General features: G+C 71.1%; 14 protein-coding genes. 7 read left to right on the top strand and 7 right to left on the bottom strand.

Annotation, left to right across the window (positions count from 1 at the left end; genetic code table 11):
* Positions 1–8 precede the first annotated feature (8 nt).
* The gene (gene legP, locus AB0L37_RS32785; RefSeq protein ID WP_365513749.1) at positions 9–1,808 is read right to left on the bottom strand and encodes a Dot/Icm T4SS effector Zinc-dependent metalloprotease LegP; all 1,800 of its coding nucleotides are present in this window, start codon (positions 1,806–1,808) and stop codon (positions 9–11) included.
* Between the two features lie 180 nt (positions 1,809–1,988).
* Between legP and AB0L37_RS32780 the strand changes: the two genes are divergently transcribed.
* Positions 1,989–2,330 carry a YbaY family lipoprotein gene (locus AB0L37_RS32780; protein WP_365513747.1) on the top strand — a complete coding sequence of 114 codons (342 nt, stop codon included), beginning with the start codon at positions 1,989–1,991 and terminating at the stop codon, positions 2,328–2,330.
* Between the two features lie 36 nt (positions 2,331–2,366).
* Here AB0L37_RS32780 and AB0L37_RS32775 read toward each other — a convergent pair whose 3' ends face one another.
* On the bottom strand, positions 2,367–4,562 hold the full coding sequence (locus AB0L37_RS32775; RefSeq protein ID WP_365513744.1) for a family 16 glycoside hydrolase: 2,196 nt from the start codon (positions 4,560–4,562) through the stop codon (positions 2,367–2,369).
* Positions 4,559–6,991 carry a ThuA domain-containing protein gene (locus AB0L37_RS32770; RefSeq protein ID WP_365513851.1) on the bottom strand — a complete coding sequence of 811 codons (2,433 nt, stop codon included), beginning with the start codon at positions 6,989–6,991 and terminating at the stop codon, positions 4,559–4,561. Before AB0L37_RS32770 ends, AB0L37_RS32775 begins: the two co-directional genes overlap by 4 nt.
* Positions 6,992–7,296: 305 nt before the next feature.
* Here AB0L37_RS32770 and AB0L37_RS32765 point away from each other — a divergent pair, with 305 nt between their 5' ends.
* Complete coding sequence (locus tag AB0L37_RS32765) at positions 7,297–8,241, top strand: multicopper oxidase domain-containing protein (protein WP_365513848.1); 945 nt, start codon at positions 7,297–7,299, stop codon at positions 8,239–8,241.
* 25 nt (positions 8,242–8,266) lie between these two features.
* On the opposite strand, the gene AB0L37_RS32760 is transcribed toward AB0L37_RS32765, so the two are convergent.
* Positions 8,267–9,892 (bottom strand): amidohydrolase, encoded by a 1,626-nt coding sequence (locus AB0L37_RS32760; RefSeq protein ID WP_365513741.1) that lies wholly within the window; start codon positions 9,890–9,892, stop codon positions 8,267–8,269.
* Positions 9,893–9,949: 57 nt separating this feature from the next.
* Complete coding sequence (locus AB0L37_RS32755) at positions 9,950–10,642, bottom strand: TetR family transcriptional regulator C-terminal domain-containing protein (protein WP_365513738.1); 693 nt, start codon at positions 10,640–10,642, stop codon at positions 9,950–9,952.
* Positions 10,643–10,734: 92 nt separating this feature from the next.
* Here AB0L37_RS32755 and AB0L37_RS32750 point away from each other — a divergent pair, with 92 nt between their 5' ends.
* Positions 10,735–12,174, top strand: coding sequence for a cytosine permease (locus AB0L37_RS32750; protein WP_365513735.1), 1,440 nt, complete (start codon positions 10,735–10,737; stop codon positions 12,172–12,174).
* A gap of 130 nt (positions 12,175–12,304) precedes the next feature.
* Entirely contained in the window at positions 12,305–13,891 is a 1,587-nt protein-coding gene (locus AB0L37_RS32745; RefSeq protein WP_365513732.1) for a GMC family oxidoreductase N-terminal domain-containing protein, read from the top strand.
* Positions 13,892–13,908: 17 nt separating this feature from the next.
* On the opposite strand, the gene AB0L37_RS32740 is transcribed toward AB0L37_RS32745, so the two are convergent.
* A complete protein-coding gene (locus tag AB0L37_RS32740; protein ID WP_365513729.1) occupies positions 13,909–15,129 on the bottom strand; it encodes a glycoside hydrolase family 64 protein in 1,221 nt (406 codons plus the stop codon).
* A gap of 256 nt (positions 15,130–15,385) precedes the next feature.
* On the opposite strand from AB0L37_RS32740, the gene AB0L37_RS32735 reads away from it, so the two are divergent.
* The gene (locus tag AB0L37_RS32735; RefSeq protein WP_365513726.1) at positions 15,386–16,177 is read left to right on the top strand and encodes a VOC family protein; all 792 of its coding nucleotides are present in this window, start codon (positions 15,386–15,388) and stop codon (positions 16,175–16,177) included.
* 142 nt (positions 16,178–16,319) lie between these two features.
* Complete coding sequence (locus tag AB0L37_RS32730) at positions 16,320–16,562, top strand: WhiB family transcriptional regulator (RefSeq protein ID WP_365513724.1); 243 nt, start codon at positions 16,320–16,322, stop codon at positions 16,560–16,562.
* On the opposite strand, the gene AB0L37_RS32725 is transcribed toward AB0L37_RS32730, so the two are convergent.
* The gene (locus AB0L37_RS32725) at positions 16,549–19,026 is read right to left on the bottom strand and encodes a hypothetical protein (RefSeq protein WP_365513721.1); all 2,478 of its coding nucleotides are present in this window, start codon (positions 19,024–19,026) and stop codon (positions 16,549–16,551) included. The genes AB0L37_RS32730 and AB0L37_RS32725 overlap by 14 nt on opposite strands.
* A 110-nt stretch (positions 19,027–19,136) precedes the next feature.
* On the opposite strand from AB0L37_RS32725, the gene AB0L37_RS32720 reads away from it, so the two are divergent.
* On the top strand, positions 19,137–22,484 hold the full coding sequence (locus tag AB0L37_RS32720) for a hypothetical protein (protein WP_365513718.1): 3,348 nt from the start codon (positions 19,137–19,139) through the stop codon (positions 22,482–22,484).
* The last annotated feature ends 73 nt before the right edge of the window (positions 22,485–22,557 follow it).

Raw genomic sequence — 22,557 nt, 5'->3', positions numbered from 1 at the left:
CTGCCGACCTAATCCGTGAAGCGGGTCAGGATGCCGCCGAGCGACTCGAAGCCGGTGGTGCTCGGGCCCCAGTTCTTCCCGTCCCACCACTTGTGCCAGAGCGCCGAGTCCGTGCCGCGGACGAACACGTCGAGCCGGTTCTGCTCCCAGGACACGGCCGTCGGCGAGCTGGTGCAGATCCCGCCGAGCGACTCCCAGCCCTTGGTGCTCGGGCCCCAGGCCTTGCCGTCCCACCATTTGTGGTGGAGCGCCGAGTCCGAGCCGACCGTGAACAGGTCGAGCCGGTCCGGGCTCCAGGACACCGCGGCGGGGGTGCGCTCACAGATTCCGCCGAGCGATTCCCAGCCCTTGACGCTCGGTCCCCAGGAACTCCCGTCCCACCATTTGTGGTAGAGCGCGGAATCGGTGCCGACCACGAAAAGATCGAGCCGGTTCTGCCCCCAGGACACCGCGACGGGTTCGCTCATGCAGATTCCGCCGAGCGATTCCCAGCCCTGGACGCTGGGGCCCCAGGATTTTCCGTCCCACCATTTGTGGTAGAGCGCCGAGTCCGTGCCGATCACAAAGAGATCGAGCCGGTTCGCGCCCCACGAGACGGCTTTCGGTTTGGTCATGCAGATTCCGCCGAGGGATTCGAATCCCTTGACGCTGGGGCCCCACGCCTTTCCGTCCCACCATTTGTGGTACGTGGCCGAATCCGTCCCGATGACGAAGACGTCGAGCCGGTCGGGCCCCCAGGACACGACTTCGGGCGCGCTGGTGCAGATCCCGCCGAGCGACTCCCAGCCCTGGACGCTGGGTCCCCAGGAACTCCCGTCCCACCACTTGTGGTAGAGCGCCGAGTCGGTGCCGGTCACGAACGCGTCGAGCCGGTCGTGGGCCCAGGCGAGGGTCGTCGGCGGGCTCATGCAGATTCCGCCGAGCGACTCCCAGTTCTGCACGCTGGGGCCCCACGCCTTGCCGTTCCACCACTTGTGGAACATCGCCGAGTCGGTGCCGATCCCGAACACGTCGAGCCGCTCCGACTCCCACGACACCACGGGCCCGGACGCCGGCGAGGGACCGTACATCGCGTGCACGGCGGCGACGTCGTCGCTGCTCAGACCGGTGCGCTGGCCGATGCTGACGCCCTGCACCGTCGGCACGATGGTGTCCTGGCCGTTCTTCGAGAAGGCGTCCCGCGGGTAGTGCATGATCGAGCCGTAGTCGTACGCGCCGACGTCGTCCCCGTCACTGATGTGCTGGTCGAAGTTGTGCTCGAAGCCGGACGTGATGTTGGCCCACACGATCGTCACGAACTGGTCCCGGTCCTCGCGGCTCTGCTCGTGCCACAGACCGACCGCGTGCCCGATCTCGTGGATGGCGTTGCCCGTCGAGCAGCCGGAGCCCAGCGTGATCGACTGCGCGCCGCCCTGCCGGCCCACGAACGACGAGCAGCCGCCGCCCGGCACGAACCGGACGAAGTCGGGGAACTGCGCGGAGTTGGCGGAGGTGCGCTGCACGAAGCGGATCCGGGTGCGGGAGTGCCAGTGCGCGATCGCGTCCGTGACCCGCTGCTGGTTGGGCAGGCTCGCGTCGATCTCGAACGGCACGAGGCCGCTCGGCCATCGGAACTGCTGCCCCGTGATCACGACGGCCGATTCCGGGAGCTTTCCCTCCGACTCGGCCTTCAATTCCTGTGTGTGGCGCTCCACTTCGGCGACCGTGCCGAGCACGATGTCGCCCTCGAGCATCGCGAGCCCGTCGATCTCCACGTACTGGACCGGCTTGACCTGGAAACTGACGCCGTCGATCAGACCGGTTTTCACCTCGCGCGACGAACGGAATTCCCCGTGACCTTCACCGTGTCCCTCGCCATGAACACGAGTCTCGGAAGCAGGCATGATTCTGTTCCCCCTGGCCTTTAGGCTTCCCGCCCCTTCGTCAGGGGCGCTATTTTGCGGAACGTAGTGGGGGTACCACCTACCAACAAGGGGCTGTGCGAGCGTATGCGCAACGTAGAAATCGCTGTCCGTCTCGCGCCGGGTGTCCGGCCGCCGGACACGCCTGTGACCCTGCGCGTGCAGATCGAGGAGATCACCGCCGCCGACGCGGCGGCCCACGTCGTCTCCCGCACCTCTGCGCCGGACGTCGACCTCGGCGCCGCCGCGCAGGTGACACTGGAGGTGCCGGAGCCCGATCCGCGGGCGCGCTACACGGTGCGGGTGCACGCGGACGTCGACGGCTCGGGCAGCGTCGCGCCCGAGGACTTCGTGTCCCAACAGAGCAACCCCGTACTCACCCAGGGGAGTTCGGACTCCGTGGACGTGGAAGTGCGGCCCGCCCGCTGAACGCGAACGAGCCGCACGACCACCTGCCGAGATCGGTTACAGCTCCCGGATCCGGATGTCGCGGTACGAGATGACGTCCGTGGTGCTGTGCACCTGGAGCCCGATGTAGCCGGAGGCGTAGCGCCGGCCGTCGGTGCCCGGGTCGTCCGAGCGCGGCGGCTCGAAGACCTGGCCCGCCGTGTTGTCGAACTCGTTGATCAGCACGCCGTTGCGGTAGATCGAGTAGTGCTGGTCCACCACCTTGATCTCGTAGTCGTTCCACGTGCCCTTCTGGGTGACGCCCGCGCCCGCGAGACCCACCCGGTCGAAGCCGTAGATCGAACCGGTCTTGTACATGTCGCCGTCGGGCTTGTCGAGCACCTGCACCTCGTGCCCGTACTTGATGGCGACCCACTCCGGGCGCGGCTCCTCGGGGTTGTCGTGGACCCACGGGAAGCGCACGAACACGCCGCCGTTGGCGTTGCCGGTGCCCGGGGCGTCGTCCCGCCACTGGAGCTTCAGCGAGAAGTCGCCGTACTTGCGGGTCGGCAGCCACAGCATGCCCATGCCGGAGACGGCCGGGTCGCTGGTGATCGCGCCGTCGCCGCTCAGCTGGAACCTGCCGCCGCCGACCTGCTCCCACTTCGCGAACGACTCCGGGGTGCCGTCCATGATCTTGCGGTAGCCCTCGGTCTGTCCGGGCTTGCCGATCCCGGACTGCTTGGCGGCGCGGTTGATCTTGTTGTACTCGCGCTGGTCGATGACGCCTTCCTTGAGCAGCGCGTCCGTGACCGTCTTCACGTGCTTGAGGAAGAGGGCCTGGGACGTCCACTCCTTCTCGTCCTCGATCAACTCGTTGATCCGGCACCGGTTGTCGGTGACCCGGTTCGGGATGCCCGTGTCGACCGTACCGACGAAGACCGTCAACCGCTCGTCGTACTCGGGGCAGTTGGGGGCAGGCACCCCGCCGCCCGAAGCGACCGCGAAGACGAACGTCTGCGCCGTCGAGGCGTTCCCGGCCTTGTCGCTCGCCCGGTACGCCACCGAGTGCGCGCCCACGCGGTCGACCACCACCGGTGCGGTGTAGGCGAGATACGGGCCGCCGTCGAGGGAGTACTCGACCTTGTCGACGCCCGACATGTCGTCCGTCGCCGTCAGTGTGAGCTTCGCGTTCCCGATGTACGCGCCGTCGGAGTTCTTGTCGCCGTCCACCGTCAGGGAGACCGTCGGCGGCGTCTTGTCCTCGACGGGCGGGGCGACGACCGCGAACGTGACGGTCTTCTCGGCGGCCTGGTTCCCGGCCTTGTCCGTCGCCCGATAGCGCACGGTGTACGTGCCCGGGTCGTGGAACATCACCGGCGCGGTGTACGCCTTCCAGGCACCGTCCGAACCAACCGCGTACTCAAGGGAGTTGACGCCCGATCCGGTGTCCGACGCGGTCACGGTGACGGTCGCCATCCCGACGTACGCGCCGTCCGCGTTCTTCTCGCCGCTGACCGTCGCCGACGTCTCCGGCGGCGTCGTGTCGTCCGTCGGCGGCGCGACCACGGTGAAGTCGAGCGACTTCTCGGCGGACGTGTTCCCCGCCTTGTCGGTCGCCTTGTACGTCACCTTGTGCGCACCGACCTGGTCGACGACCACCGGCGTCGTGTACGGCGTGTAGCCGCCGCCGTCCAGGGCGTACTCGATCCGGTCGACGCCCGAACCGGCGTCCGTCGCGGAGACCGTCACCGACGCCGAACCCACAAAGGCGCCGTCGGAGTTGGTCTGCCCCTCCGCCTTCGCCGAGGTCTCCGGAGCGGTCGTGTCGTCCCCGGCGCCGTCGGTCACGACGAGGATGCCCTGCATGCCCTCGTGGCCGGGGATCGAGCAGTGGTAGCGGTAGCGGCCGGGCGAGAGCGTCACCTCGACCGAGTGCTTGCCGCCCTCCGCGTCGAACGGGTTGGCCAGGATGTTCAGCGGGACGTCGTTGTTGTACTCGGGGTCCGACACGTCGAACGTCAACGTGTGCGGCATCCCCGTGGTGTTGCCCGTCGCCGCGCTGTTCTCGAAGACGATCGTGGTCTGTCCGGCGACGGCCGTCGCCGGCGCCGACGCGTACTTGGTGATGTCGTCGCCGGCCGTCCAGGTGAGGACCTGCGCGGCGGCCGCGCCGGGGGCCGGGGCCGCGGTCGCCGTGGGCAGCGCGCCGAGCCCCACGACCATCAGGAGCGCGCCGAGCAGCGCGGTCAGGAATCTTCGGTGCTTTCTCATGGTTGCGCCTTCCTGGCCAGCTGATCGGCCGCCGGGGTCGCCTCGCCACCGGTGTACGTCACCTTCCACAGCGCCGACTTGGCGTCCGAGGTGAAGAAGCCGCGCCCGTAGTCGAGGACGTACAGCGCGCCGTCAGGACCGAACTTCCAGTCCATGAGGTTCTTGATGCCGTCGTTCCCGATCGGGACGATCTTCTTCAGGGACTCGGAGTGCACCGGGAGCGATCCGCCGCCGTGCGTCGCCGGGTCGGTGAGCACCGCGTTGCGCGGCTGGTCGGAGTCGTAGAAGTCACCGACGAACCACTTGCCGTCCCAGTAGCTCGGCCACTTGTCGGCGTTCGGGATCGCCGCGTCGTACCGGTAGACGGGACCGTCCATCGCGGCCTGCCCGCCGCCCTTGAGCCACGGCAGGAGGTACGTCGCCTCCTCCTTCTTGTACGAGGGGACGCCGTTCGCGTCGCGCGGATAGTCCGGGGCGCCGCCCTGCGGCGAGTACCAGATGTTGTTCCCGGTGACCGGCGGCAGGTTGACGAGACCGTCGTTGTTCGGCGACTCGTTCTTCGGGTGGTCGCAGTCGTACCAGCCCAGCGGCTTGGTCGGGTCCGGCAGATTGCGGTCGCGGTAGGGCTGCTTGTTGCCCATGCAGTACGGCCAGCCGCGGTTGGACGCCTTGGTGATGACGGCGAACGTGTCGTACTTCGCGGGACCCCACGTCGTCGAGGGCTCACCGGCGTCGGGACCGACCCAGCCCGCGTACAGCGTGTCGGTCTTCTTGTCGATGGAGATCCGCGCGGGGTTCCTGACGCCCATCACATAGATCTCGCCGCGCGTCTTGCCGCCGCCCTCGGCGGTCTCCTTGCCGGTGAACAGGTTCCCCTCCGGCAGGGTGTACGTCCCGTCGGCCTCCGGGTGGATGCGCAGGATCTTGCCGTTGAGGTTGTTGGTGTTGCCGGCGGTGCGGCGCGCGTCGGCGAACGAGACGCCCTTGTAGTTCGGCTCCGGGTTGTTGCCCGAGTAACCGTCGCTGAACCGCGAGGAGTTGTTGTCACCCGTCGCGATGTACAGGTTGCCCTTGGAGTCCCAGGCCATCCCGCCGCCCGCGTGGCAGCAACTGTGCACCTGCACCGGCCACTTGAGCAGCACCTTCTCGCTGCTCATGTCCAGCTTGTTCGTGGCGAGGTCGAGGGTGAAGCGCGAGACGCGCCGCTCCGCCATCTGCTTGTCGCGGTCGAGCTGCGAGTGCGGCGTGTAGTGCAGATACACCCACCCGTTCTGCTCGAACTTCGGGTCGAGCTCGATCCCGAGCAGTCCCTCCTCGACCTTGACGAGTTCGTCGCCGCCGCCCTTGTTGCCGAAGACGGTGAGCCCGCCGGCCAGGGTGACCTTCTTGGTCTTCGGGTCGTAGACGTGGATCTCGCCCGTGCCTTTGCCGATGTCGGGGTTGTTCCAGTCGGTGATCACCGGCTGCGAGGAGTCCGCGCCGCCGCGCCCGATGTAGAGGACGCGTCCGTCGGGCGCGGTCACCAGGCCGTGCGGCTCGCCGATCTGGTCGTTCTGCCCCGGCTGGTTGGGCTGGGTGAGCCGCTCCGCCTTGTAGTGGGAGTTGATCGCGGCCTTGCAGTCGGCCCGCACGATCCGGGACGTCCACAGCAGCGCGCCGCGCAGGTGATCGCGGAAGTCCACCTCGTCGTAACTGGCGACGGTCCCGCCCATCCCGGTGTAGAAGGACCGGCCGCCGTCGTAGTCCCGGCACCAACTCACCGGGTGGTCCCAGCCGTTGGCGCTCTCGCCCGGCTTGTACGTCGACTCGCGCACCCGGGCCACGGTGTGCACGTCGCCGGACGGGTTCTTCACCCAGTTCAGCCACCGGTCGGGCCGCTTCCACTGGACCGGCAGGTTCTTGGTCGCCGGGTTCTGCCGGTCGCCGACCTCGACGGTCGCGCGCTGCACGGCCGTTGGTGACGAGCCGGCGGGCCGGGCGCCCACCAGTCCCGTGAACCAGTCGGAGTACGGCTCGGCGCGCGCCGCGTCATGGATGCCGACGAACCCGCCACCGGCCTCCATGTACGTCTCGAGCCCCGCCTCCTGGTCGGGGTCGAGGACGTCCCCGCCTCCGGTGAGGAAGACGACCGAGTTGAACCGCCCCAGCTTGGTGGCGTTGGTGAAGACGGAGGCGTCGTCGGTCGCCTCGATCTTGAACCGCTGGCCGGCGGGCCCGGAGAGCCCGATCTTCTCTATGGCCTCGATCCCCGCGTTGACCAGGGGCGACTCGTCGCCGCCCGCGGCGGACCCGTAGAACACCAGGACCTTGACGTTGGCGCCGCCGGGCGGCGACGGCAGGGACATCGTTGTCATCCCGGGTTCCGGAGCCGGCCGGGCGCTCGCGGCGGGGCCGCTCAACAGGCCCGCGGCGACCGCGCCGGTGGCGATCCCCACCGCCCAGGTTCTCGTGCGTCTGCGTCTGCTCGCTCTGAACTCTCGTACGGGCAACGGCTTTTGATGCGGTAAGGGCCGCATGTGTTCACCCACCCCTCGTCGGACACAGCAACAGCGCGGACGAAGCTAGACCTCTTTTCACGACTCGCCAATACCTATGACCGCAATGGCACGAACTTTGTCCTGAGTGTGGATAAACGAAGATCAGGTGGTTACGGTGCTCCCTGGTTCCGGAATGTCCTTACAAGGGTGGGGAGTTGACCGTGACGGAGAAGGACGGGCAGGCGCTCAGTCGTCGCATGCTCATCGGCGGTGCGGTGGCGGCGACGGCGGGGGTGACATCGTTGTCGATCGGGGCCACGGCCTCGCCGGCGAACGGTGCCGAGACCCCACCGCGCACCGCGCCCGCGGGCGGCGAGGTCAGACGGATCAAGCTGTACGCGGAGAAGCTCGCGGACGGACAGCTCGGCTACGGCTTCGAGAAGGGCAAGGCGTCGATCCCGGGCCCGCTGATCGAACTCAACGAGGGCGACACCCTGCACATCGAGTTCGAGAACCTCACGGACGTCGACGCGAGCCTGCACGTGCACGGCATGGACTACGAGATCTCCAGCGACGGTACGCGGATGAACCGCAGCCACGTCGAACCCGGCGGCACCCGCACCTACACCTGGCGCACCCACGCGCCGGGCCGTCGCAAGGACGGCACCTGGCGGGCGGGCACGGCGGGCTACTGGCACTACCACGACCATGTCGTCGGCACCGACCACGGCACCGGCGGCATCAGGAAGGGCCTGTACGGGCCGGTCATCGTGCGCCGCAAGGGCGACATCCTGCCCGACCCCGGCAAGACGTTCACGATCGTCTTCAACGACATGACCATCAACAACAAGGCGGCGCACGAGGCGCCCACCTTCGAGGCGACGGTCGGCGACCGGGTCGAGATCGTCATGATCACGCACGGCGAGTACTACCACACGTTCCATATGCACGGTCATCGCTGGGCGGACAACCGCACGGGCATGCTCACCGGCCCCGACGACCCCACCCAGGTCCTCGACAACAAGATCGTCGGCCCGGCCGACTCGTTCGGGTTCCAGATCGTCGCGGGGGAGGGGGTGGGCGCCGGGGCGTGGATGTACCACTGCCATGTCCAGAGCCACTCGGACATGGGGATGGCGGGGCTCTTCCTGGTGAAGAAGGCGGACGGGTCGATCCCGCCGTACGACGCCCCGCATCACTGAGTGCTGTCGTCGAGGTGCGGCGCCGTCACCCGGCCCGATGGGTCACCCGGCCGGCGACGACCGTCAACCGCACGCCCACGTCGGGGAGTTCGGTGGCGGGCGCGGTGACCGGGTCCGCCGCGAACGCCGTGAGGTCGGCGCGGTACCCGACGGCGATCCGGCCGCTCACCCGCTCCTCGCCGGCCACGTACGCGGCGTTCACCGTCATGGCGCGCAACGCCTCCAGGCCGGTGAGCGCCTGCTCGGGGCCGTGCGGCGGCAGGGTCAGATCCCGTGCGGGACGGCGGTGGCGGGCGCCCGCCATGACGCCGAGCGGCGGGTACGGGGCGATGGGCCAGTCCGAGCCCAGCACGACCGTCGCCCCGGCGTCCCACAGGTCGCGGCAGCGCCAGGCCCGCCCGGCACGCTCCTCGCCGAGCCGCCGCGACCAGTTGTCGGTGTGGTCGGCGCGGGTGAAGTCGCAGCAGTGGGTGGGCTGCATGGAGGCGACGACGCCGAGTTCGGCGAAGCGGGCCACCGTGTCGTCGGGGACCGTCTCGATGTGCTCGACGCGGTGGCGTACGCCGTCCCCGCCGCCCTGGGCCCGCGCCTTCGCCACCGCGTCCAGGGCGTGGCGTACGGCGGCGTCACCGATGGCGTGCGTGGCCGTCGGTACACCGGCGCGGTGCAGCTCGCCGATGACGTGCGTGTACGCGTCCGGGTCCGGCCAGAACGCGTGCGTGGACTGTCCGTTGCGGTCGGGCCGCTCCAGCCATGCCGTGCCGTTGTCGATGGTGCCGTCCATGAAGAGCTTGACCCCGGCGACGCGCCACAACTGGCCGCCGGTGCCCTGGAGTTGGATGAGCTCGCGCAGTGCGTCGGCGTCGGCGCCGGGCTGACACCAGGGTGCGACGCGCAGCCGCAGCGGCAGGTCACCGGCCGCGTCCAACTCCTCGTAGAGCGAGAGGCTTTCACCGTTGGCGTCCATGGCGTGCCCGCCGGTGAGCCCGGCCGCGGCCATGCCGCGCAGCGCACGCGCGAGACGATCCCTGCGCTCGGCGCGGGTGGGCTGCGGTGCGGCCCGCTCGACGAGTTCGCAGGCGGCGTCCTCGAGAAGCAGCCCGGTGGGACGGCCCCGCTCGTCGCACACGATCTCGGCGGCCTGGTCGAAGGTGCGGGGCCCGTCGATCCCGGCGAGCTCCAGTGCACGGGGACTCGCCAGCATCGAGTGGGCGTCGAAGAGCTGGAGCAGCGCGGGGACGTCGTCGAGGACGGGGGCGAGGGCGGCGGCCGAGACCGGGGTGTCCCCGAACACGTTCGGATCGAGCCCCCACGCGTGCAGCCACGCCCCGGGTGCGAGGCCCTCCTTGTGCCGGGCGAGCGCGGCCCGTACGTCGTTCAGGTCGGCGCAGCCGGAGAGGTCGAGGCCGTGGGTGAGTTCGGCGCCGGAGACGGGGTGCAGATGACCGTCGACGAGACCCGGGGTGACGACGGCGCCCGCCAGGTCGACGACGGTGGTGTCCGCCCCCGCCAGGGCCCGGATCGCGCGGTCGTCGCCGAGCGCGGTGATGTGTCCGGCGGACGCGGCGAGGGCGGTGTGCGGCAGGAAGCCGCCGGTGGCGGGGTCGAGGAGGCGGGCGGAGTGGAGGACGAGGTCGGGGTGGTGCGGCATGGGGACTCCTGGCGTACGGCGGCGTGCGGGTAGGTCGAGCGCTGGGGGGGGGAGGTCTTATGCGTTGTCCCCGGGTGCGAGCCCGTCGGGGTCCAAGTCCCCCTCGGGGGCCAACGCCTCCTCGGTGTCCAACGCCCCCTCGCCGAGCCCGAGTTCACGCTCCGCGATGGTGAACGGCATCCGGGCGACGGCCACCGGCAGCTCCTCCTGGTCGGCTCCGGCGTCCGCGCCGAGCCCGTCAAGGACGACGAGGATCATCTGGGCGCAGACCTGAGGGTGCGCCGTGCGGAACTCGCCGCGCCGCACGCCCTCGGCGATCAGGGCGGTCAGCCGGTCGCGCCAGGCGGCCTCCTGCTCGGTGACCCGGGCGCCCAGGGCAGGCCGGTAGCGGCGCAGATGGCGGGCGTTGATCCACAGTCGGCTGATGTCGTCCCACGCGGGTCCCGACGTCCGCCCGAGGAAGGCGGCGAGCCGCTCGACGGACGTGCTGTCCGGCTCGGGCTCCGCCGGGATCAGCGCGTCGAGTTCGGCGGTGGCCGCGCTCCCGAAGGCCTCGGCCACCAGCTCCTCCGCGGACGGGAAGTAGTGGCTGACGAGCCCCGGCCGGACATCCAGCTCCTCGCCGATCCGCCGCAGTGTGATGCACTCCAGACCTTCGGAAAGCGCAATCTCGGCGGCCTTCTCAACGATTTCCGCACGTCTGGCGGCCGGAGATTTTCGGATTCGCTTGCGCTGAACGCTTGACGACATGCCCGTCACGTTATTGAGTGTGCGACCAATAAGCAAGCACCCGGGTCACCCCCACCTCTGAACCGACCATGACCAGCGCCCCGGAGGGCCCCATGGCATCCACGCTTCCCGACCCGTGCCCGGACACCGACGGCGCCGCCGCTCCGCCCGCGCAGCGGCCGGCCGCCCGTATCGAGGCCCACGGCATCGACCACATCCCCGATGCCGAACGGCACGGCCGGGCACGGGAGTTGTTCTCCGTCTGGGCCGCGGCGAACGTCAACTACCTGAGCCTGGTGGTCGGCGGCGCCCTGATCCTGATGGGTCTCACCCTGTGGCAGGCCTTCGCCGTCCTCGTCGTCGGCAACCTGTTCTGGACGCTCACCGGCCTGCTCGCCGTCTCGGGCCCGGCGGCGGGCGCGCCCAGCGAGGTCGTCACGCGCGCCCTCTACGGCGTCATCGGCAACCGTGTGAACAACGCCGTCACCGGCTGGATGATCTCCGTCTGCTACTTCGCCCTGAACCTGTCGGCGGCGGCCGTGGCCGCGTTCTCCTTGGTGGAAAAGGTAGGCATCACCGCGACCACGCCGGTCAAAGTCATCGTCATCATCGCCATAGCCGCCCTCACCCTCACCATCAGCGTCTACGGCCACGGCGTGATCATGCGCCTCTACCTCCCGATCACCCTCGCCCTGGCGGCCGCGTTCGCGTTCGTCGCCGTTGTCGTCATCCAGCACGCGGACTTCACCTACGTCCCTGAACACCCCCTCACCGGAACCGACTTGTGGGCGACGGTCCTCGCCGGGATCACCCTGATCGCCTCGGGCCCGCTCTCGTACACCACCAGCGCGGACTTCTCCCGCTACCTGCCGCGCACGACGCCGAAGCGGGCGGTGCTCGGCTGGACCGCGCTCGGCGGGTTCCTGCCGAGCATGGTCGTGTGCTCGCTCGGGATGCTGGCGGCGACCGCCGTCGACATGACGGAACCGCAGTCGGCGCTGGAGACGATCCTGCCCGCCTGGTTCACCCCGGTCTTCCTCCTGGCCCTGGTCCTCGGCACGATCGCCATCAACGCCCTGACCGCGTACAGCGCCGGCCTCGCCCTCCAGGCCGTCGGCCTGCGCATCCGCCGCTCGGTCAGCGTCCTCTTCGACGGCACGGCGGCGGTCGCCCTCACCCTCTACGGCCTCCTCGCGTCGAGCTTCCTCGACACGGTCAGCAACGTCCTCCAGCTCACCGTCGTCCTGCTCGGCCCCAGCACGGCGATCTACGCCACCGACATCATCCTGCGCCGTGCCCACTACGACGGCCCGTCCCTCACGGACGAGACTCCGGGCAGCCCGTTCTGGTACCGCGCGGGCGTCAACTGGGTCGGCGCGTGCGCCTTGTCGGCAGGTGCGGCACTCTCCGCGCTGTGCGTGAACACCCTGTACTACACGGGTCCGCTGGCGACGGCCCTGGACGGCGTCGACGTGGCGCTGCCGGTGGGGATGGTGGTGTCGGCGGTGGTGTACGCGGTGGGGATGCGGCGGGCGGTGGGGGTGAGGGCCTGAGGGGCGTGTGATGGTCCGGGCTCGACCGCCGACCCCATATGTACGCCCACCCCCGCCGGGGTGTAGACCATCGGTAACACCTGTACGCGCCACCGAGTGCGCGCGTCACCGTGCCACCGAGGGAGCCGAGTTGAGCAAGCACCGTACGTACGACTACGTCATCGTCGGGGCCGGGTCCGCCGGGTGTGTGCTCGCCGGGCGGCTGTCGGAGGATGCGGGGGTGACGGTCGCGCTCGTCGAGTCCGGGCCGCGGGACCGCAAGACCGAGATCCGGATACCCGCCGCGTTCCCGAAGCTGTTCAAGACGGCGTACGACTGGGACTACGCCACGGACAAGCAACCAGCGCTTGACGGACGGGAGTTGTACTGGCCGCGGGGGCACATGCTCGGCGGGTGTTCGTCGATCAACGCCATGATGTGGGTGCGCGGGCACCGTGACGACTACGACGGCTGGGGCGAGGCCGCCGGGGACGCGTGGGCGTACGACGAGTTCGTGCGGTACTTCCGGCGGGCCGAGCGGTGGGGCGGGGAGCGCGGGGAGAAGTCCGTGTACGGGACGCTCGGGCCGCTGCACATCTCGCCGCCGCGCGCGGCGAACCCCACGACACACGCGTTCCTCGACGCCTGCCGCGCCCAAGGACTGCGGGACCTCGGGGAGTTGAACCAGGACGACCACAGCGGCTTCGCGCTCACCCCGGTCAACCAGTACCGCGGCCGCCGCTGGAGCGCCGCCGACGGCTACCTCAAGCCCGCCGCACGCCGCCCCAACCTCGACATCTACACCGGCGCCCGCGTCACCCGCATCGATTTCGACGGCACCCGCGCCGCAGGAGTGGTGGCCGAGGGCGTCTCCGTCGGGACCCTGCGCGCCCGTCGCGAGGTCATTCTCGCCGCAGGCGCCATCGGGTCGCCGCAGCTGTTGCAGCAGGCGGGCATCGGAGACCCGGAGACGCTCGCAGCCGCCGGGATCGAGATCCGGGTCGCCTCGCCGGACGTCGGCCGGCACCTCCAGGACCACCTGTCCTACGCCGTCACTGTGCGCTGCCCGCGTCCGGTCTCGCTGACCGGTGCCGACACCCCCGCCAACATCGCCCGCTTCCTGCTCGGCGGCCGCGGCCCGCTCACCTCGAACGTCGGGGAGGCCGTCGCCTTCCTCAAGACGCGGCCCGAACTCGCCGCCCCCGACATCGAGTTGGTGTACGCGCCGGTGCCGTTCGTGAACCACGGGCTGACCCCGCCCACCGAACACGGCCTCACCCTCGGCGTCATCCTGCTCCAGCCCGGCAGCGAGGGCCGCATCACGCCGACGGGCCCCGGCGGGCGTCCTCGTATCGATCCCGGCTATCTGGCCGACGAGACCGATCTGCGCACCCTCGTCGCCGGTGTGCGCCGCGCCGAGGAACTCCTCGCCGACCCGGCGCTGCGCCCACTGCACTCGGAACCCATGGCCGGATACCCGGGCGTCGTCGACGACGAGACGCTGATGCGGTCGATCCGGGCCGGCGCCGAGACCCTCTACCACCCCGTCGGCACCTGCCGGATGGGCGCCGACGCCGGCTCCGTCACCGACCCGGCGCTCCGGGTGCGCGGCACACAGGCGCTGCGCGTCGTCGACGCCTCCGTCATGCCGCGCATCACCCGCGGCCACACCCACGCGCCGACGGTCGCCCTCGCGGAGAAGGCGGTGGAACTCATCCGCGAGGACGCCGTCAAGTAGCCCGCCGAGTAGCGGAGTTACGAGCCCACGCTCACCGTGAAGCGGCGCGGGTTCCCGTCGTGCGCCGCTCCCGACACGTCCGGCTGCCCGTCGGGGCGCACGTCGTCGTACGGGAAGGCGTACCCGATGGGCGAGTTGGCGTGCACGATCCGCGACCAGTGGTTCGTCGTCGCGTCCGTGTAGTAGTCGGCGGTCGTCGTGCCGTTCGGCTGCTCGGGGTGGGTCAGCATGATGCTGCGGTTGAATCCGGCGGCGAGCCGGGCAAGGAGGCCCTTCTTGTCGTCGGAGTCGCCCGGGTTGTTGGTGAACGGCCCGTGGTTGCAGGTGAAGATGTCCTTCGACACCGGCTTGCTGAACGTGTGCCCGCCGGTGAAGGTGAGCGTGTCGCCGCTGACCCGCCCCGTGAACACGCCGCGTCCGCCCTGGAGGTCGATCTTCAGGTCGGTGGTGGCGTACTTGCTCCACACCTGGTCGATGTACGAGGTCCAGACGTCCCGGAACGGCATCTGGTCGGGCCGGTCGAAGTACGGCGCCATGAGGTTCTGCGGCGAGATCGCGCGCAGCACCTTCCCGTCGTCGCCCTTGATGACGAGCTGGTCCCAGGGCTGCCCGTCCTTCGCGGCCTGCGCGACGAGATCCGCGGCGATCTTGTCGACCGCGCCGTCGGGCAGCGGCGCGACGGTGTGCGTGGCGTCGCCCTCCAGGGTCAGCCCGATGGGCAGGGCCGTCACCAGGTCGACGTAGCTGATGTTCGCGTACAACTGGTCGGAGTTGAAGGTGAATTCGGCGAACGACCACGTCTTGCCGTAGTTCGGGTCGGCCTTGGTGGCGAAGGCGGGCTCGACCAGGGAGGGGCCCGGGTTGAGGAAGAAGTCCAGCGTGTCGTCGCGGACGAAGTAGACGCGGGCGCCGTACATCTGAGGCAGCGTCACCACCTTCGGCGCGGACCCGGCCGCGCCCAGCGGGATGGCGCAGTCGACGGGCAGCGGGGTCTGCGGGGCGCTCGGCGATTCGGGCCGGTAGACGCTGCCGTCGGAGCGCAGCAGCACCCAGTTGCCGGTCGCCTGCTCGTGCCCGGTGACGTACGCGCGGACGGTCCCGCTCAACGACTTGTTCTCCAGGGCCAGTTCACAGGTGGCGGGCGCCGCCCCCGCCGTCCAGGACGGAACGGTCAGCGAGGCGGCGGCAGTTGCGACGGTCGCTCCGGTCCCGGCCAGAAACATTCTGCGAGATATCACGATCGGCACTCCTGAAAGTGGGGGTGTGTGGGGGAGCCCCACTGTGGCGAGAGTGACCAGGAGCGTCAAGACTTATGACAGGGAGCGCTCCCAGACATTTCTTATGTTCAAGAATTGAATGGTGAAGGGGCGGCGACCCTGGTCTGGACCTGCCCTGGTCAGGGCGGTGCGAGGGCGATTGTCAGTGCCCGGTGCAAGACTCGGCAGTCCAGGAAGCAGTCCGGGAAATCGATCCCTCGACGAGGAGGCCACGACCATGATCACCACGGATTTCGTGAACGGCGCGCCGAACTGGCTGGACCTCGGCACCCCCGACATGGACGGAGCGATCTCCTTCTACGGAGGTCTCTTCGGCTGGCAGTTCCAGTCGGCAGGACCGGAGGCCGGTGGGTACGGAATGTTCCAGATCGACGGGAAGACCGTGGCGGGCGCCATGACCGTCACCGCCGAGCAGGGTGAGCCGGCCTGGAGCGTCTACTTCCAGAGCGCCGACGCCGACGCCACGGCGAAGGCCGTCGAGCAGGGCGGCGGCACGGTGCAGCTCCAGCCCATGGACGTCTTCGACCTGGGGCGGATGGCGATCCTGGCCGACCCGGCGGGAGCGTCCTTCGGCATCTGGCAGCCGGGCCGGAACAAGGGCCTGGACCACGTGACGGAGGACGGTGGGCTGAACTGGGTGGAGCTGTACGTCCCCGACGTCTCCGCCGCCAAGGAGTTCTACGGCTCGGTCTTCGGCTGGGGCGCCTTCGACGTGGAGTTCCCGGGCGGCACGTACACGTCGGTCAACCCGGCGGGCACGGATGAGAACGGCATGTTCGGAGGCGTCGTGCCGCTGACCATGGATCCGGTGGAGGAGTCTGCGGGCGCGCACTGGGTGCCGTACATCCACGTTCCGGACGTGGACGCCGTGGCGGACCGGACGCAGGAGCTGGGCGGGACGGTGAGGTCGGCGCCGGTGAGCATCCCCGGGGTCGGGCGGATCGCGAAGCTGGCGGATCCGTACGGGGCCGGGTTTGCCGTGATCAAGGGGGATCCGGATCAGCAGTGATTCATGGCCGGGCCTTGTGGGTGCTGAGGTCGCGGGGCTCCGCCCCGGACCCCGCTCCTCAGTCGCCGGAGGGGCTTGATGGGTCACGGCCGTTGATTGAGCGTTGATCGAACGTTTTTCGTCCGGCGGCATGCTCATCGGCATGCACGCGAACACGACCCTCACACCTGCCGGCCCCACCTGGCAGGAACAGGCCCTGTGCGCCCAGACCGGCGGCGACTTCTTCTTTCCCGAGCCGGGCAGTTCCGTACGCGAGGCGAAGCTGATCTGCCGGATGTGCGACATCCGGCAGATCTGCCTCGAGTACGCGCTGACCCACGACGAGCGCTTCGGCGTCTGGGGCGGCCTCTCCGAGAAGGAGCGCCACCACCTCAGGCGTACGTGACCACGATCTCCCGGGTCCCGGCGGGGACATGGACGTCGTCGCCGAACGCGGAGACGTCCACCTGCCGCCCGTCCGCGACCGCGGAGAGCACCGGTCCGAACCGGCACGGGTAGACGAACCGCGCCCCGTCCGGAGCGGCCCCGATCCGGACCGTCACCGTGCGCGCCCCGGCGTCGTGCGTGAGCCGGTACCCGAAGGGCCGGCCGAACAGGGTCGGGGCGTCCTCCACCGCGACCGACTCACCGTCCGGCACCCAGTGCGGACGGACCCCGGGCGCGATGTACAGATGCGGATCGCGGTCCTCGTCCGCCTCGAAGAAGAGGATGTCGCGGACGAGGAGGAGGTACTCGGCGGCCGCCCAGCCGTGCGGGATGTCACCCATGTACCAGTGCCGGTCCGGGACCTCGTGGAAGTCGGAGGCGATCGGGAAGGCGTGCTGCTCGTTCCACGCGCCGAGCGCCACCGCCCGGTCCTGCGTCCGGGGGAACCCCGCGCCGCCGACCCAGCCGAGGAGGGTGTCGGCGCGCTCCGGGTCGCCCGCCAGCAGGTAGGCGTGCGCCAGCTGCATGGTCAGATACGGGCCGTACGCGTTCCACGCCGCCTCGTGCCGGAAGCCACCGGTCACGAAGTGCGCGTACATCGTGTCCAGCGTGCACCGCGCGGCCCGGTCCACGTCGTCGCCCAGCTTGCTGCCCATGTGCAGCCGCAGCGGATGGAAGTACGCCGCGGCGCCGATCATCGTCGAGTCCAGGCGCCCCACGTCGCCGGGGCCCGTCGGAATGAACGTCTCCCAGGCCCCGCGCCGCGCCTGCTCCCCGAGCACCCACCGCACCGACGCCGCGGTGGCGGACTTCAGGTCGTCGAAGGCGCCCCAGAGCTCGGACACCTCGGGGGCGCCGATCCGTTCCGCGAGCCGCGCCGCCTCGTAGAGCCCGGCGAGACCCCACAGGTCGTCCCAGTAGTGCGGCTTGTCGCGCTCACCGAGATGCTCGGCGCTCCACCCGCTGTGCAGCAGCCCGTACCCGTCCCGGTTGTCCCGCAGCCAGCGCGCCCCGTCCACGACGTAGGGCTGGTACATCTTCGCGCCGAACGCCGCGGCCGGGCCGCGCGTGCGGTCGAAGCGGCCGAGGGCCCACAGCGCCTGCCCGTTGCTGTCCCACTCCCGGTCGTCCTTCTCGTGCGGGCCGCCGTAGAACCCGTACTCGGCGCACGGCCCGATCCGCCCGCCGCCCCGGTTGAACTTCAGCGGATAGTGCGTCCCCAGCTGATGTTCCGCGAGGGCGGAGTCACCGACCAGCGAACACGCCGTCGCCTCCACCGACGAGTCCCTGATCCAGAACGAGTCGTACACCGTCGGGCCAGGGTGGATCTCCCCGAGGTCGGAGAGGATGAGCAACTGCGAGCGCGCCTGGCGGAACATGTCCGTCAAGTGGGCGACGGGGCGAGGAAGTTCGGGCTGCACGCCCTGGCGGGTCAGCTTGTCCGTCCAGAACTCCCGGTTGGCCGACTCCAGTTCGGCGGCCGGTGTCGCCCGCAGCTCGGCCAGATCGTCGGCGCCCGCGTACAGATCGACGGGCAGCCGGACGTCGACCTCGGTCAGCTCGTCCTCGGCGACCCGGTACGGCCAGGTGAACACGGCGCTGCACAAGCCGGCCACCTGGTCCTGCGCCTCGGCCGAACCGTTGAGCTTGCCGCCCATCACCAGGTCGCGGAACGGGCTGTGGTGCACGTACGTGTCCGGGTCGTCGCTGAACTCCGGGTTGCCGTACACCCCGTACTGCTCGGGCGCCGTGTCGAAGACCGGACCCCAGCCGCTGTTGGTCTCCACCCGCTGCTCGGCCGGCAGATACCGCAAGAACGTCAGGCGCCGGTCGGTGATCTCGCGTCCGTTGCGGTCGTGCCGCTGGAAGCCGCTCGGCCCCGCCGCGAGCACCGCCGCGCACAGCAGCCCTTCGCGCGGCTGCCCCGTCGCCGACCCCACGGTCACCCGGGTGACGACGGCGTCCCGCTGCCGCGCCCCGACCGGCACCGCGAACGTCCGCTGCACGAACTCGACCCCGTCCGCCGTACGGAACGTGGTCAGCGCCACCGGCAGATGCGGCGCCTCCATCCGCTGCTCGACCGTCCCGCCGTCCGTGAGCTGCGGCAGATGCAGCGCGCCCGTCGCCGGGTCGAACAGGAAGAACGACAGGCAGTACTTGTCGTAGACCGGCTCGATCTCGCCGGCCTGCCCGATCAGCGACTCCTGCCGGTGGTCCTTCACCCCGACCATGCCCCAGTACCGGTACAGCGCGTTCGAGGCGAACGCCCCCTCCTTCGAGTCGTACGTCCCCGCGTCGAAGTCGTCGCTCCACCGCCGGAACGCCTGCTGCGCCCACCACGGCACGGGATACGGCACCTGGGCCCGCCCGGCCCAGCTGCGCCACATGACCTCGTAGAACATCCACTCGTGCGTCTGCGCCATGGAGTTCACCCCCTGTGCGCACCGTCGCACCAGGACGCCGACCCCGCCAGAGGAACGGCCGGACCCCATATTCGCTGGGCCGCACGGCCCGGCACAGGCACACTTCTCCCATGTCCGACCCGCGCACCACCCGCGCCACCCGCCTGCTCACCGACCTCGACGACCTCGCCCACCCACAGCGCACCCGGCGCATCGCCCGGTACGCCGAGGAGCTGACCGACTGCGGTGAACTCGCGGCCGTCATCGACGAGTTGGACGGCGGCGGCCCGTACGAGCGCGGTGTCGCCGTACTCCTCGCCTGCGCCGGCGGCGACAGCGCGCGGGTCGCCGGACGGCTCGCCGACCCGGACTCGTTCGTCCGCGGGCACGCGCTGCGCGCGGCGAAAGGGCTCGGCATCCCGGACTCCGCGTTCGAGGACGCGCTGCGCGACGCGCCGGCCGCCGTGCGCGGCCGGATCCTGCGCGTGATCGTCACCGACGGCCGCGCCGCACTCGCCGACCGGCTCGTCGACGGCGTGCGCGCCGCGTGGGGCGACACCGAGGCGGCGCGCCTGCTGCCCGGTTGCTCCCCGCGGACCGTCGCCCGGCTGCTTCCCGAGCTCTTCGCGGCCGTACCGGGGTGGACCGGGCTCGCCAAGCGCCACCCCGACGCCGTCCTCGACGTGGCGGAGCGGGAGCTCGCCGCCCTGCCCGCGGCCGCCCGCGACGGCTGGTGGTTCCACCACGGCCGGGCCCTGGCCGCCGTCGCTCCGGCAGCGCCGCCGCGCGTCCTCGACCTGCTCGACGCCCACCCGCCGCTGCGCTTCCCCCTGTCGCTGACAGACGCGCTCGCCGTGCTGGCGAAGGCCGACCCGGCCCGCGTCCTCGGGTACCTCGCCGGGCCCTGGCGGCAGAGCCTGAGCGGCCGGCTCACCCCGGCCGTCCTGCGCGCCCTCGCCCGCAGCCGCACCCCCGAACTCGCCGCGTACGCCCGCCTCGCCGCCGAGCAGCCCCGCGAACTGGCCGCCCTGCTGGCCGCGCAGGCCCCGGCCGACCGCCCGGCCACGTACGAGACGGCCGTGGCGGGACGCGGCGCCGCTCACCACGGCGTCGACCCGCTCGTGCTCGATGAACTCCCGCGCCGGTACGTCACCGACGTGGCCCGCCGCGCGGCGGACGCGGCCCGCACGCGCGGCGCCGCCTGGAGCACCGTGCTCTACAGTGCCTCCTACCTGCCGCCCGCCGAGATCCGCGAGGGGCTCCTCGACGCGACACGGCGCCCCGACGCCGAGGACCGGGCGTTCGCCTGGCAGCAGTACGTACGCAACGCGGCCCGCACCCGGGAGCCCGCACAACTCGGCGAAGTGGCGGGCGAGTTGGCCCGTAGGCTGCGCAACGAACAGGACCCGGTCCGCAGCCGGGCCCTGCGCGCCCTCGCCGACGACGTACGCCCCGACCTGTGGCCCCTCGACTGCCTGCCGGACCTGAGCCGGATCGCCAGGGACGCCATCGAGGCCCGCGACAGCTCCTACGACTCCCGCGCCGCGCTCACCCGCCTCGCCCTCGGCATCCTGCGCGCCCACGCGGCCGGCCAGAACCCCGAGCCCGTCGCATGGGCACTCGACACCCTCGTCGCCCTGCACGGCCACACCGGAGCCGTCGACCTCGGCCGGCTCGACCGGACCCTGCGCCGCGGCCAGGAGCACCAGGTCTACGCGGCCCTGCGCCCCCGGATCGAGGCCGAGGCGCGGGACCACGACTACCGGCTGCTCCTCAACCTGGCCCGTGCCCTCGGCCGCCGTGCCGCAGGCCTGCCGGAACTCCAGGCCCGGCTGCGCACCGCCGCCGAACACCCGGCGTCCTCGACGGCCAGGGAGGCGATCCGGCTCTGGCTCGAACCCCGGGCGACCCGCGCCGAACGCGTCGAAGAGGTCCTGCACGTGGAGCCTTCGGCGGTCGAACTCCCTTACGTGGCGGATGTGCTGGCCCACCACCGCACCGACCTGCTGGATCCCTTCCTCACCGGGCGGCCGCCGTACGGACGGTTCCTCACGGGCAAGGGGCCGTGGGCGTTCCCGGTGGGCGGACCGGCCGTCCGGCGCTGGCTGCCCCGCCAACAGCAGGCGTACCTGCGGCAGTTGGAGCGCATCGCCGACGACACCGGACTCGACACCTGGCGCCGCGCCGCAGCGATCCGGTCCGCCGCGTCCGTGCCCGAGGGCGGTCTCGATCTCGTACGCCGATGGGTCCAGGGACCCGACGTCGCCCTCGCCGAGGCGGCCCTCGGCGCGCTCGGCCGCACCGGCGAGGACCTCCCGCTGCTGCTCGGCCACGCGGGCGGCGACCGGGCCCGCGTCGCCGTGTACGCCGCGACCCAGGCCACCCGTCACGTCAGCCCGTCCCAACTGGGGCCGCTGCTCACCGAGTTGCTCACCGGTCCCGGCAAGAAGGTCACCAGCCGCAAAGAGGCGGCACGCCTCGCCGCGACCCGGCTGCCCGCGCCGGTGGCCGCGCCTCTGCTGGCCCGCGCGTTCGCCGCGCCGGACGCCCACCGCGACGTACGCGCCGCCTGTGTCGCCTTCGCCGCGTACGGGCTGCTCGGTGAGGACGCCGCCTGGGAGATCCTCGCCGCGGCGGCCACCGACAGCGAACCCGTGCTGCGCAGGGCGGCGCTGCGCCTGTCCCCGCTCGACCTCGCGCCCGAGCGCCGCGTCCGCTACGCCGGGCTGGTCGCCGCCGTCGCCGACACGGACGACGACGAACTCGCCGCGCTCGCCCTCGCCGAACTCGCGTCCTGGTCCCCGTGGACACCCGAGGCGCCCGAGCTCCTGGCCCGGGCCCTCACCGACGTCGGACGCCCCGCCGCGGCCCGGTGGCACGCGGCGGCGGTCGGCCTGGTCTCGGCCGCGACCCGGACGGACACCGGGACGGACACGCTGTGTGCCGCACTGACCACGCTCATCGGCCACGGGGCCGCGCCGGACGCGGGGGAGAAGTGGGACCGGCCCGCGTACCGGCGCGTCGAGTACGTCGCCGGGCTGCTGTCCGCGCACGCGCCGTGGGAACGCACCCACCGCCCCGTGGCCCGCGCGGTGGGCCGGCTGCTCGCGCGGCACGACCCGTTCGTCGCCCGGGCCTGCGAGATCCTCGTCGGCGCGGTCGACCTCACCGAACCGGGGCTGCGGGAACTGGCCGCCCTGCACGCCGACCGCCCCGCGCTCGCCGCCCGCGGCGCGGACCGCCTGCGCGAGCGGCTCCGCCGGGAGGGCGGGTCGGGCGCGGAGCGGGACGCTCTGGCCGGGGCGCTCGCCGCGAGCGGGGCGTACGCGGAGGGGATGTTCGCGTGGGCGGTGACGGTGGCCTCCGGCGAGCGCGCGTCCTGGCCCGAGCGGTGGCGTACCCGCCTGCGGGAGTTGCGAGGGCACCCGTGCCCCGACGTCCGCGACGCTGCGTCGCAGGTCAGTACAGCGCCCCGCTAGGGGCGCGGGGAACTGCGCGACCAGCCACAGAAATGCCGCAGTCGCGTCTGCTCGTTACGTGAGCAGACGCGAC

The organism is Streptomyces sp. NPDC052225, from assembly GCF_040679615.1.
GTDB lineage: Bacteria > Actinomycetota > Actinomycetes > Streptomycetales > Streptomycetaceae > Streptomyces.
Note: the sequence above shows the minus strand (reverse complement) of the source record. Positions and strands in the feature narration are given on the sequence as shown.